Below are 12,474 nucleotides of genomic sequence, written 5' to 3'. Positions count from 1 at the left end.
TACGTTGGAATAAATCGCGTGATGCCGACAGGGATGTCGGCGTAGCTTTCGCGGGGCAGGATGCCCCATCGGAAGCGGTAGTGATTTATCCATAAGTATGAGGCCCGTACCTAATGCATGTAACTTCGTCGGGGCGGCAGGGGTGATCCAAGAGGGGGTTGCTGTAGACCCCTTCTTGGCCGTGTGTGAGCTGGAAGCTCACGACCTTTATCAAACGAAGTTTGATTGATTTGGCTTTAGATTTAGCTCAGCGGCAAGCGCCGACAAACTTTTGTCCAAAAGTGAGTTGGTAAACTCAAAGTTTTTCGCAAGTATCCGCGATAAGTTGTAGTGGTAGATGGCTCAGTATGAATAAGGTACAGCTCTGATGCGATGTGTATTATCTGATGCTTCTGTCTGATGCTTGGCTTCAGTGTTTCTAATCTGGTTAAATGTCATTATTGTGAAGCCGCCTATAGAATACCGCTTATACTTTCACGTAAGCTCTACACCACAAGTATCATTTCAAAGGTAGAGTCTCATGTGGTGGCGGATCCTTCTTATCTGTTTAGCTTATCTTCTTATCGGCGCACACTTTTTACGCTTTGGACAAAATGAGGCGTGTATTGCTTTTGCCCTAAGTCCATTATTGCTGTTTATTAAAACCCATTGGGCGACTCGATTACTGCAAGTGGGTTTAGTCGTATCGGCATTTTTAGTGTGGGGAGTTAGTAGCTTTGAATACATTCAAACCCGAATATTGGCTGACGCGCCTTGGTATCGCCTGAGTGCTATTATGGCGGGTGTTATTGCCTTTACGCTTTTAGCGGCTTGGTGTGGTAATGGCATCATCGAAAAACGCAAGCAACGTAACATCTTTAGTTAACAGATCTATCAAAAACGCAGCTAGCTCCTACAACGCTTTATTGTTAATGAGCACACCCTAGCTGCGTTTTGTTTTTATTGTACAAAATACGCCGACTCAAGATATCAACCACTATATTGACCAAAGCTGTTACACACATCAGCACTAATGCGCCGTTATAGCGGATCTCTTCAAAATTACTGTCGATATAAAACCCCAATGTGGCGATGCCTAACATGCCTAAAATGGCGGTTTCTCTTAATATCACCTCAAAACGATAAAACAATAACGCCATCATGTTGGGGTATATTGCAGGCAGCACTTCATAGCCGTAACCATCGAGTCTGCCATTAAAATGGCCCGATACCGTGACATCGTCCGCGTGCCGAATGGTTAAGTACGCAATAAGCGCACCGTTATGAATTGCCAAAGCGAGTATCGCTGGCAACATTGACGGCCCTAGCAAAAGCATAAACACGAAGGCAAATATATATTCTGGTACAGAACGCAGTACCAATAATCCCAGCCGGTTAATATTAGCGATAAAGCGTCCACTTAAGCGTTTGTCACTCACCGCGCTCCCTATTAGCGCAAACAGGTGGCTCATGCCCAGTGCAGCTAAAGCGAGTAATAGCGTTGCTATCACACCGGGTAATGCTTGCTCACTGAGTAACCTGCTTAACCAATCAACAAATTGGCTCAGTAACGCCATGCCTGAAATCGCGCCACTTTGATATGCATGACTTTGCAGCGAAGAGTCTTGAAACATGGGCGGCAAAATATCTTGGCTTAGAAAACGCCAAATAAGCCCACCATCAACATGAGGTATGGTTGGCAATGCCCATATTGCGACTATAAAATAAATCGGCAGTAATTTTATACGCCCCCAATATGGAATAGTGCCTATCAAGGCAATAAATAGCATTAGTAAAGCAGCGCCTTGATGATAATGACCTTGGCGAAATGCTGATTCAAGATAAAAACCTAAGGTCGGCATACCGACAAAACCTAACACTGCGCTACTTCTCAATGCACACTCAAACCGATAACGTACATAGGCTCGAATAGGCACTAAAACATGTGCAACTCGACCATAAAAGTATCGGCTAATTCGGTCAGTCTGATTGGGGAAAGTTTGCAAGGTTGTGGTGGGAGCTTGCTGCAAAATATCACTAAAGACCCGGGCAAAGGTTGCCCCGTATGGCAATGCTATAGCAAGAATACCGGTCAATGGTGATAAACCAAAAATCTGTAAAAACAGCAGTGCCCAGAAAATCTCATGAATAGAGCGAACAAACGCACACATGGCGGCAATATAAGGCTTGTGGTAGATAAGGGATACGGGCGCGCCCCACACCAGCGCTAAGAATATGCCTAGCAGTGCAAAACTCACGGTCTGCCATAACGCATCGAGTAGGTATTCAGTGGCAAAGAAATCCGGCGCGGCAATACCTTTAGCAATCAATAACAGTTCTGCCCACGGATCTAGGGCAATAATTTCGGTATCCGCGGCATAAAAACAGATAAAGGTTATCAGCCATAGCAGCAAGGTCACTTTTTGCCAGTAACCAACAAAGGTAAACAGACTAAACCTCGAGCGATTGTGGGAGCGCAAACTAAAGATGTTTAGCGTCGCTTTGTAGCGAAGCGCTTGTACAAGCTGAACTGTTACCTGAACTGTTAGCTGAATGACGGTTAAATAAAGCGTGCGCAGCAGAGTCTGTAGCTAACTTATCTTGATAAAAATCTTCTAGCGTATCGACATCCAGAGAACTTGCAGACACATCGAGTACTTTTCTGCCCTCTTTTAAACCGATAACACGGTCAAAATGGGTCAAGGCCATATCCATGTCGTGCAAAACCATTACCACCGTACTGTGGCAGGCTAAAACATGGCTTAACAAGCGTTGCCCCATAACAGGATCGAGCGCAGAAAAAGGCTCATCACCAATAAATAATGTTTGATGTTGATATAAGGCGCGCGCCAGTGCCACACGCTGCCTTTGCCCACCCGACAAGGTTGAAACTGGACTCGTTAGTGAGCAGTCCAGTTCCAGTTCGGTGGCAATTTGGTTAACCTCTTTTAACGGCTGGTGCAATGGATAAGCAAGGTTCAATAGATTGTAATACCAGCGATGGCGATTAAGTGCCCCCATAAAAATATTATGAAACACACTTAAATTCTCAACTAAACCTTGTCGCTGTGAACATAGCGCCGAGCTTGACCGTAATCGTTCATAAATATGATTTATCAAGGTCGACTTGCCACTACCGGAACGACCAATAATGGCAATTTTTTCACCTTTGCTGATGACTAAGCTCTCAAGATCTACAACCACTTTATCGCCAAACTGAATAACGACATCTTTTAGCGCTAACATGAGGTTAGTCTATCAGCCCTATTGCTTTAGCCACATCTTCTATCGGCTCATAATCTTGATTCTCAGCCGGGACAAATGACTGGCGAGGAAAGCTTTTTAACAGATGAGGATCGGTCATGCCAATGAGCGCCGACTCCACTTTTGCAGCAAAGCCTGGGCCAAACTCTTTATCAACGTCACCGCGAATCGTCCACTGATAATCAGGGTAAGCTGGACTTTCCCAAATCACATTCACTTTATTAAGATCCACTTTGCCGTTGGCTAATGCGGTTTCCCATACCTTGTAATTAACAGCTCCAACTTGATAGACACCCGCTTGAACCTGAGTAATTGTGCGGCTGTGATCACCTGAGTAACCTATGCGCTTGAACACATCTTTACTGTTTTTACCTAAGTTTCGCTCGATAAAAAATTGCGGCATTAAGCGGCCAGAGGTCGAGTTTTTTGAACCAAAGGTGAAGGTGTAACCGTTTAAGTTTGGAAAGTTGTCGCTAGGTACAATTTCTGTTGATGCATGGGCAATAAAGTAGCTCTTAAAAAACTGATCTTCGTAGCCTTGAGCAATTGCCTCAGAACCCGGCACTAAACGCCTAGCTTGTACACCAGACAGTCCGCCAAACCAAGCCAGTTGCACTTGATTGTTACGAAAAGCCGTTACCGCTGCAGAATAAGACTTTACTGGGATATATTTAACTTCAACACCGAGCTTTTCTTCAAGGTATGTGGCTATTTTATCAAAGCGAGTCCGTAATTGACGTTCATCTTCATCTGGAATAGCTGTAAACGTAAACGTAGTCGCCATCACACTTGGCGTTAATAACAGTAGCACTAGCACTGTAAATCGCCTTACAAGCGACATATTTTAATCCTTTTGCGGGTAATTTTTCACGTAACCTTAACGAAAAAGCAGCAATAAACCCAGAAAAAACGACACAAAATAACGTCTAATTCGGTATTTTTTGTATTTTATAGGCAAATATCATTCTTTAGTTCAAATAAACAACATCCAAACCAGGTGCATCACTAAGTTCAGCCTTGGTTAAGTATATAAAGCGTAAGCTTGTTCTACTAAGAAACACCTAGTTGGCAGTAAGCATAATTCTGCGTAAACTAATCAGTATTGAATTCAAGGATATTGTGACTATGCGAATATTAGTTGTTGAAGATGACCCTATCTTGTCTCACCACCTCAAAGTGCAACTGAGTGAGTTAGGTAATCAAGTGCAAGTAGCATTAACAGCCAAAGAGGGATTTTACCAAGCAACAAATTATCCTATCGATGTGGCTATTATCGACCTAGGCTTACCCGATCAAGACGGGATCAGCCTAATTCAAAGTCTTCGCGATAATGGCCTTAAAGCCCCCGTTCTCATTCTTACTGCTCGTGTGAATTGGCAAGACAAGGTTGAAGGCTTAAATGCTGGCGCCGATGACTACTTGGTGAAACCGTTTCAAAAAGAAGAGTTAGTGGCACGCCTCGATGCCCTGGTTCGCCGCAGCGCAGGCTTTGTCAAACCACAGATAACTAGCGGACCACTAGAAATCGACCTGGCAGCAAAGCAAGTCAGCCTTAACAGTCAGCCTATGGAAGTGACCGCGTTTGAATACCTTATTCTTGAGTATCTGATGCGCCACTGTCATGAAGTCGTCGCTAAGCAGCGTTTACTCGATGTGATTTACGGTGACAAAGAAGGTGATCCAAACACAATCGAAGTGATGGTTAGCCGTCTTCGTAAAAAGCTCACTAAAGATGGCCTCGAAAATCCCATTGTTACCATTCGTGGTCAGGGCTATAAATTCAACCTACCATGCAGTTAGGATTCAAACCTAAGAAACGTCTGCTCACGCGGATGTTTCTCACATCGTTATCAATTATTGCGCTAGTAGGCTTTGGCTTAGCGTGGATGGTTAATATCCTCCACGCGCAAAATAGTTACAACGAAGAGACCGCGCAGCTTATTGCAGAGATCCCCAATGTCGCCGCAGAACTGAGGGAACATGACCTTATTCCTGACAACAGCGACGAATGGCTCGAAGAAAATAGCGCAACTCAACGATATATTATCGCCAGCTGTGATAGTACCTTCAATCAAGTATGGACTTCATCATTAGCGGTCGATCGTGGCCTATTTGATACCTGCGAGCGCTTTAACGAAATAAGAGACACCTCTCCGCCCTATTACTTATCCTTAGCCGATAATAAAGGTTACTTTGTCTACTTATTATCACTCGATATTGCCAGTAACAAATACAATCTATTGGTATTAAAAGATGCTGAGAAAATTGAAAAGGAATACAGTAAGTTTAGTCGCCTAACCTATGTTCGCTTAGCCTTCGTACTCGCGCTTGCATTAGTGCTTTTGATCAGTGCTGCCTATTGGGGAATGCGACCTTTAGTCAGGCTTAGAAATGAGTTGAACTCGATCAACAATGGTAAAGCTAAATCGTTGTCAGATGGCTACCCAGTAGAGCTAGAGGGAGTGACCCAAGCGCTAAACCAACTGTTAGTGCAATCGAGCGCCCAGCAACAGCGATACCAAAATGCAATGAACGACTTAGCTCACAGCCTTAAGACACGGTTAGCTGCAGTACATGCTATTACCGATGATCGTACTCTTGATAAAGAGGCTTGCAGCGAGAAGATTATGGAACAAGTCAGCCAAATGGATCAATTGGTTAAATATCAATTGAAGCGTGCCATGTTAGGCCGTAAAGGCCTTAAACAAGAGCAGACCCAAATTGCCCCCTTGGTTAACCAATTGGCGCAGATGCTATTTAAAGTGTACCGCGACAAACAAGTTCAATTTGAAGCCGCTATTCCTATTGAACATGTGTTCCCAGGTGATAAAGGCGACTTAATGGAACTTTGCGGTAACTTGATGGAAAATGCCTTTAAGCTATGTATTTCAACAGTAAAAGTGTCATCGTACTATAACGATGCTGGTGAGTTTGAGTTAGTGGTTGAAGATGATGGTCCGGGTGTTGAAGAGAGTATTCGTCAGAATATTATTGAGCGAGGTGTGCGCGCCGATACTCAAAAGCCCGGTCAAGGCATAGGCCTTGCGGTGTGTAATGAGATTGTCATTAGCTATGGCGGACGCCTAAGTATCGAAACATCCAAGCTCGAAGGCGCCTGTTTTAGGATCTCGATCCCTATCTAGATATCAGCCAGCGCTATAGAGTTGTTCGGCGCGATTAAACATGATCCAAGAGGTCGCGATATACTTATCGTGACTCTTGGGAATGTTTCCCCGATGAGAATGAGTAAAGCCTGCAGGGGCGATGACCATAGTGCCTTTCTTGGGTTTAATCAGCTTATTCTGATAATAAAACTCTGTCTCTCCGCCCTCTTCAACATCATTCAAATAAAACATATACAGAACCACACGGTGTAAGGCTTCGTTATGACTTACTTGGGGGAACTGCTCTGAATGCCAGTGGGGGTAACCGCCTTTAGCTTGTAGATACTTTTGAATATTGATACTGCCACTGCGGTACAAATACTTAATGATGGCCTCCGCACGACTCTTGCCATAGCGCTCATAGTTATCTGGGGTTAACGTGACAGACTGACCTTGTTCGTCGGCAACATTCACGGCGACGGCGCCCATTAGCGCCATCGCATACTTGTCAAAGTATTGGGTTGCATAAGATAGCGTATAACCGAGCAGTTTATTCTTCAGCGGCGCTAAGTCTTCATGGGAGTCGAGCATAAGATCGAAACTGCGTTTTTTTGATTCATCAACTCCACCACCAGTTCGGCCAGCCCTTACTCCTGAGTGCGTATTAAACTTGCTTATCAACTCATCGCAAAAGTCATCAGGGATCGCATTTGGGTATATTTCAATGAAGTCCATTTTAAGTTTCTCTGTTTAGCAATATGTGTAAATTTATCAGTTAAGTAATTGTAAATTATATAACTTGAGTTAAAATAGCAAATTAGGATACGTTCGATAAAATACCCATGACGAATAGTTGTAAAGTCGCAGTAGCACAGTTGCAGATCGGTAACTTTGTTCAGTTACCGATTGCGTGGAAAGATCACCCTTTCATATTCAATAGCTTCAAAATAAAACAACAAGCTCAGATTGAATTGATTAAAAATCTTGGTATAGAGTTTGTTTACCTTCGCCCGGAGCGTAGCGACACCCAACCGCTTTCCTGCATTGAAGCTAAACAAGCGACAAGCATTCTTGACAATAACCTTGAGCGCTTATCTGGCGAGCTAAATCAACAAAAAGCCAAAAGCATCGAAGCCCAGCAATCGTTAAGACGCCATTTACAGAAGACTGAAAAACACTTCACCCGCAACGTTGCCATGATGAGAAGCCTCATCGGTAAACTGCGTAATCGCCCGCTTGATGCGGTCAATGAAGCTAAAGAGCTCATTCATGGTGTTGTTAATCAATTACTCACTGACGATAAGCTAGTACTTCATTTGATGTCTGACGCCAAAAGTGATGAAGGGATCTATTATCACTCGCTGAATGTGGCCGTACTGTCCATGCTCATTGCCAAAGAGTTAGCTTGGAGCCGAAAAGACATTGAGCTCGTCGGAATGGGCGCACTATTTCATGATATAGGCAAACTCAAGGTTCCGACTCAACTGCTGCGAAAGGCCACGCCTTTTACTCATGCAGAACAGATATATTTTAATCAACACCCAGCAATGGGCGCTGAGTTATTAATTGCCGCAGATAACTTTCCTAAAGAAGCATTGCCTATCATCTTAAACCATCACGAGTTTTTAGACGGTTCGGGTGTACCTAAAGGTAAAAAAGAAACAGATTTAGATAAGCTAAGTCAGTTGGTTTGTGCCATAAATACCTACGATAATTTATGTCACTCTGACCGCAGTAAAAAAGCCAAGACGCCTTATTCAGCCCTCGGTTATCTGTATAAAAACTATCAGTCACAGCTGAATCAGCAAGTGATTAGTCGCTTAGTCAAGATGCTCGGTATTTATCCGCCTGGCAGTATTGTTGAGCTAGCCTCGGGTCAGTTTGCCATGGTGATGTCGGTCAACTTAAGCCAACTACTGTTACCACGGGTGTTGGTATATGATCCCACCGTACCCAAAGAGCAAGCACCTATTGTCGACCTGGCCAATGAGGGCTTAAGCATCGTCCGATGCTTACCTGTTGCAGCGCTTCCGGAAAAAGTGATTAAGTACCTAAACCCTAGGGAGAAGATCAGCTACTTCTTTGGTGCAGAAAAGTAATATTAGTCCAATAAATATCAGCCCTTTCAGTAGGAATTAACATTCCTGCAAGCTAGGGCGATATCTTTGCGTAATACACTGAAAAATAATTCTCTTTCGTTGTAACTCGACGTAAAACCGCCCCGCACAAGATATATATCTAACAAAAATGGGGATTAATGACTTTATTGACTGGTATAACCACCCGCTTAAAATAGCCAGCATATTGCAGGTTTCTTGCCCTATTAGCGCTAACTGACTAGTTTTATAGAATGAGTTATCACGCTGGAGGAAGTTATTATGACTAAACTTCCAAGTTTTGACCGATTATTATGGCTTGCAGAAAATGCCCCAAAAAAACTAGATGCACTACAAAAACACCTTTGCAAAGAAACCATCGCCCAAAGCAGTAAAGCGAACCAAGCCAATCTCACCTGTTTGCTTGATCACTTAGACAAACGCTTAGCGCTCTGCAACAGTCCTTATCAACGTTGCCAAGTCGTTAGCGAGCTGATGTTTAAAAAACTTGCGCTATTAAATCAGGTGTATTCTCAACCTGAACTGTTCTTTCAAAATAAAGCGGATGTGGTCCCCTTTCAGCAAAAGACTAAAAAGGGTAAAAAAGACTAGAAAGGTTAATCGCGACCTTAAACAACATGCCATGGGTAGGTGACATCGGCACAAAAAAGCTCGCGATTGCGAGCTTTCTTTCTTTCTTTCTTTCTTTCTTTCTTCAATAGCGTGGTTGCTAGCTATTGCAGAGTAAACTATAGCCAACCTTTTCGTTTAAAGAAAAAATAGGTTCCCGCAGCACTACCAAACATCATTGCAATCGCCATTGGGTAGCCCAATTTCCAGTCAAGCTCAGGCATATTTACAAAGTTCATGCCGTAGGAGCTTGCTATCACTGTTGGCGGTAAAAATACCACGGCGGCAACAGAAAAGATCTTAATGATCTTGTTTTGCTGCAAACCACTAAAACCCATAGCGGCATCGAGTAAGAAGTTCAGCTTGTCGAAAATAAACTGACTATGAGGCATCAAAGACTCAATATCTGACAGCATCTCACGCAGATCTTTTAACTCATCATCGGTCAATTGGCCACGATAATGCTTCTGCATAAACCTTAACGAACGTTGGGTATCGAGCAAACTTAATCGAATTTTGCCGTTTGAATCTTCTTGGCGGGTGATCAGCTTAAACACATCATCAAGCTCTTCATTCTTAAACACCTCTTCACTGACGTTTTCAAGTACGGTATATACGTCCTCAATCAGGTCTGAAAGATAATCGACTTTAAGATTAAATAGCTCTAGCAAGAGAGTTTCAGGTGTAGTTGCGTCGATTTTACCCAGTCTCAGGTAGTTACGCAGCAAGCGGATAAGTCCCACATCTTCGTCACGGATTGTCAGTAAAAAGTTTTTGCGTAAGTTAAAAGAGACGTTTACGCCTTTAACATCTTGCCCTGCACGCTGTGGAAACAAAGAGTTGATGTGTAATCCATCATTATTCTGATAAAAACGCGCAGAAGCCTCAATCTCATTGATATCCTCTTCATCCGGCACATCTTCAACAGAAAAATGGCTTAACCATTCTCTTTCATGTTCATCGGGTTTATATAGGTCCAGCCAAATAATACTGGGAGGGATACTATCCTTGATGCTCAATTCAATAATCGTAAGTTTACGATCCTCATAGGCATAGGCTGTAATCATAGCTCCTCCTTTAAACGCTTATAGCAAATATTCTGAACAAAAAATTTGGGCTATTCTAACCTATAACGTCATATTACAAAGGGCAAAGCATAATAAAGTGCACAAATATTACTTATTTACCGTATTAGCAACGATAATTCTTTCCTGATTGGACAATCTAATGCGAATTCCGTTAACAGTTGTTAACTCATTGCTAGCAATATCCTTCTTTCTAACTTGATAAACTACGGTTTCCTCACTCATAGGTGACACTATCGTTACACTGACAACTTTATTACCATCACTCCAATCCCAATACCAATAGGCAGCTGACGCAGTGAGAGATAAGCTGACGAGCACATAAGCACCAAGCCGAAGTTTCATGTTCTTGCCTAACTCTTTTGTACTCGCTCGGACACCTTTTTCTCTCGGTTTACGGATATAAACCATCGCGCCAGCAATGATAAGTAAGGTGATTAAAATTTTAGTGAGCACTTGCTTCCCCTCTGCGGTGTTTAGGGCAATTATACCCGCATATAACAAGATAAACTGTTACTAATATCCAAGCATTACGACGTAAGTCAGTAATAAAATCATCTTACTATGCAACTTTAACATTATTCTGCTATAAAGAAGACATTACACCATATTAGGATCCCAGATGAATCGTTATTATGCCGCAGCTTGTAGTTCTGTTTTATTGTTAAGTTCGTCAGCATTGGCTGATGTGACCTTGTCTATGCCATCTAATTCAGAACTCATCCTCGTCAATGGTATAGAAACTAGTGGCCATGAAACACTTAAACTAGACAATGGCACGAATCAGATTGCGTTTCGCTATCAGGGACGCTATCAACAGCAAGGTTCCCAAACTCAGTTTCAATCTGACGTAATCATCATTAAGTTCGATGAAACGAATGCTGAGCTTTCGTTAACCTTACCAAGAATTCGCTCTAATAGTGCTGCTGATAAGTTCAACCAATCACCACAAATCTCATTGGAAGATGCTAATAAACAAGTGATTAATTTCGAGCAAGGAAAGTTAATTAAAGACGGCTTACAACTAGGTCGTGACTATAAAACAGAGATGGCAGCGTACAATCTGACTCAGCAAAGCGCCTCTCTTAAGCTACAAGCCCCCCCAGAGGCAACAGTGCAAGCCGTAACCCCAGCGATAATTGCAGCGCAGGCATCTAGTCCTACAACCGCTACAGCTACAGCTACAGCTACAGCTACAGCCGCTCAGCCTAATAATCAGATAAATGTCGGTCAAATGCTTGATTTTTGGTATAGCCAGGCCGATGACGCAACACGTAAAGCGTTTAAAAAGCGCATCGAAAATCAATAATAAACTGAGCAATAACGTCTAAGTGTTAAGGTTAATAAAATAAACAACTGCTGTAGCTTATCGTAGCGCCTAAACGGAAAAAGTCTCATCGAAATATGAAGCTTTTATCTTTATGCTTGAGGGTAAGTACAGTGATAGCCACATGCTCACGAGCGCCTAGTTTTAGCTAAACTGGGGCGGACTATCTATTTTAAAAGAATTATTGACGCTAAACGAAAAAGCCTCTGCATTCTTTTCAATAAGCAGTGCATAGGCTTTCATCTTTATGTTTGTGGGTGAATGTCTCGTAGCGATGAGCTTATGAATGCGAAGCTGGGGAGGTCTTGATCTTATCAAGAGATGAACCCGCGCCCCCAGCGTGACAGGCCCGACTAACTCTAATGAAATGCCCTAAGAACTCCATGGATGAAGTGAATTCTAGAGATTGTCTGGAACAATCTTAGTCCAACTGAGCTACGAAGTGCATGGATGCAAAAATGTCACGAAACCCATGGATGGTTGAGAGTAACCGCTCCTTTAGCAAAGTGCTTACGCATATCATTGAAATTTTCTTTAAATAACAGATACGAAAAATCCCTGCTATTACTAGCAGGGCTTATCGTAATGTTTGTGGGTGAGTACAGCGATAGCTGTGAGCTTACGAACGCGAAGCGTAGCTGGGGCGGATTCATCCGCGACGTCACGGCTAAATTAACAAATATTACAAAACAAAAAAAGCCTCTGCATTACTGCAGAGGCTTTCGTCTTAATGTTGGCGGGGCGGACGGGACTCGAACCCGCGCCCCCCGGCGTGACAGGCCGCTTATTTCTAGTAAAGAGTCTAACCAACTGAACTATCGCTCCTTTAGCAAAGTGCTTACGCATTTCGCTTTAATTTTTCTTTGAAATACGCATACGAAAAAGCCCTGCTATCTCTAGCAGGGCTTATCGTAATGTTGGCGGAGCGGACGGGACTCGAACCCGCGACCCCCGGCGTGACAGGCCGGTATTCTAACCAACTGAACTAC

General features: G+C 43.1%; 12 protein-coding genes. 6 read left to right on the top strand and 6 right to left on the bottom strand.

What is annotated here, in order from left to right:
* Nucleotides 1-520 precede the first annotated feature (520 nt).
* Nucleotides 521-865 carry a hypothetical protein gene (locus tag ACVBIO_RS20900; RefSeq protein ID WP_447162663.1) on the top strand — a complete coding sequence of 115 codons (345 nt, stop codon included), beginning with the start codon at nt 521-523 and terminating at the stop codon, nt 863-865.
* A 43-nt stretch (nt 866-908) separates the two neighbouring features.
* Here ACVBIO_RS20900 and ACVBIO_RS20895 read toward each other — a convergent pair whose 3' ends face one another.
* The 3 genes from ACVBIO_RS20895 to ACVBIO_RS20885 form a co-directional block, all read right to left on the bottom strand.
* The gene (locus tag ACVBIO_RS20895) at nt 909-2,399 is read right to left on the bottom strand and encodes a PhnE/PtxC family ABC transporter permease (RefSeq protein ID WP_447173356.1); all 1,491 of its coding nucleotides are present in this window, start codon (nt 2,397-2,399) and stop codon (nt 909-911) included.
* A 61-nt stretch (nt 2,400-2,460) separates the two neighbouring features.
* Nucleotides 2,461-3,225: an ATP-binding cassette domain-containing protein gene (locus ACVBIO_RS20890; protein ID WP_447173355.1), complete on the bottom strand. Its 765-nt coding sequence runs from the start codon at nt 3,223-3,225 to the stop codon at nt 2,461-2,463.
* Nucleotides 3,226-3,229: 4 nt separating this feature from the next.
* Nucleotides 3,230-4,084, bottom strand: coding sequence for a putative selenate ABC transporter substrate-binding protein (locus ACVBIO_RS20885; RefSeq protein WP_447162660.1), 855 nt, complete (start codon nt 4,082-4,084; stop codon nt 3,230-3,232).
* A 284-nt stretch (nt 4,085-4,368) separates the two neighbouring features.
* On the opposite strand from ACVBIO_RS20885, the gene ACVBIO_RS20880 reads away from it, so the two are divergent.
* Nucleotides 4,369-5,043, top strand: coding sequence for a response regulator (locus ACVBIO_RS20880; protein WP_447162659.1), 675 nt, complete (start codon nt 4,369-4,371; stop codon nt 5,041-5,043).
* Nucleotides 5,034-6,386: an ATP-binding protein gene (locus ACVBIO_RS20875; protein WP_447162658.1), complete on the top strand. Its 1,353-nt coding sequence runs from the start codon at nt 5,034-5,036 to the stop codon at nt 6,384-6,386. Before ACVBIO_RS20880 ends, ACVBIO_RS20875 begins: the two co-directional genes overlap by 10 nt.
* Before the next feature lie 3 nt (nt 6,387-6,389).
* Here the strand turns inward: ACVBIO_RS20875 and ACVBIO_RS20870 are convergent, their stop codons facing one another.
* A complete protein-coding gene (locus ACVBIO_RS20870; protein WP_447169815.1) occupies nt 6,390-7,082 on the bottom strand; it encodes a 2OG-Fe(II) oxygenase in 693 nt (230 codons plus the stop codon).
* A 107-nt stretch (nt 7,083-7,189) separates the two neighbouring features.
* Between ACVBIO_RS20870 and ACVBIO_RS20865 the strand changes: the two genes are divergently transcribed.
* Together ACVBIO_RS20865 and ACVBIO_RS20860 are read left to right on the top strand one after the other, a co-directional pair.
* Nucleotides 7,190-8,446, top strand: coding sequence for an HD-GYP domain-containing protein (locus ACVBIO_RS20865; RefSeq protein ID WP_447164477.1), 1,257 nt, complete (start codon nt 7,190-7,192; stop codon nt 8,444-8,446).
* A 279-nt stretch (nt 8,447-8,725) separates the two neighbouring features.
* Nucleotides 8,726-9,055 carry a DUF3135 domain-containing protein gene (locus ACVBIO_RS20860; RefSeq protein WP_447164476.1) on the top strand — a complete coding sequence of 110 codons (330 nt, stop codon included), beginning with the start codon at nt 8,726-8,728 and terminating at the stop codon, nt 9,053-9,055.
* A 137-nt stretch (nt 9,056-9,192) separates the two neighbouring features.
* Here ACVBIO_RS20860 and corA read toward each other — a convergent pair whose 3' ends face one another.
* The gene (corA, locus tag ACVBIO_RS20855; RefSeq protein ID WP_447162654.1) at nt 9,193-10,140 is read right to left on the bottom strand and encodes a magnesium/cobalt transporter CorA; all 948 of its coding nucleotides are present in this window, start codon (nt 10,138-10,140) and stop codon (nt 9,193-9,195) included.
* A 108-nt stretch (nt 10,141-10,248) separates the two neighbouring features.
* A complete protein-coding gene (locus ACVBIO_RS20850) occupies nt 10,249-10,614 on the bottom strand; it encodes a hypothetical protein (RefSeq protein WP_447162653.1) in 366 nt (121 codons plus the stop codon).
* A gap of 166 nt (nt 10,615-10,780) precedes the next feature.
* Here ACVBIO_RS20850 and ACVBIO_RS20845 point away from each other — a divergent pair, with 166 nt between their 5' ends.
* Complete coding sequence (locus ACVBIO_RS20845; protein ID WP_447173354.1) at nt 10,781-11,467, top strand: DUF2057 domain-containing protein; 687 nt, start codon at nt 10,781-10,783, stop codon at nt 11,465-11,467.
* The last annotated feature ends 1,007 nt before the right edge of the window (nt 11,468-12,474 follow it).

Source organism: Shewanella sp. 0m-8, assembly GCF_052977265.1.
The sequence above is the reverse complement of the archived record's forward strand: the minus strand, read 5'-3'. Positions and strand labels throughout refer to the sequence as shown.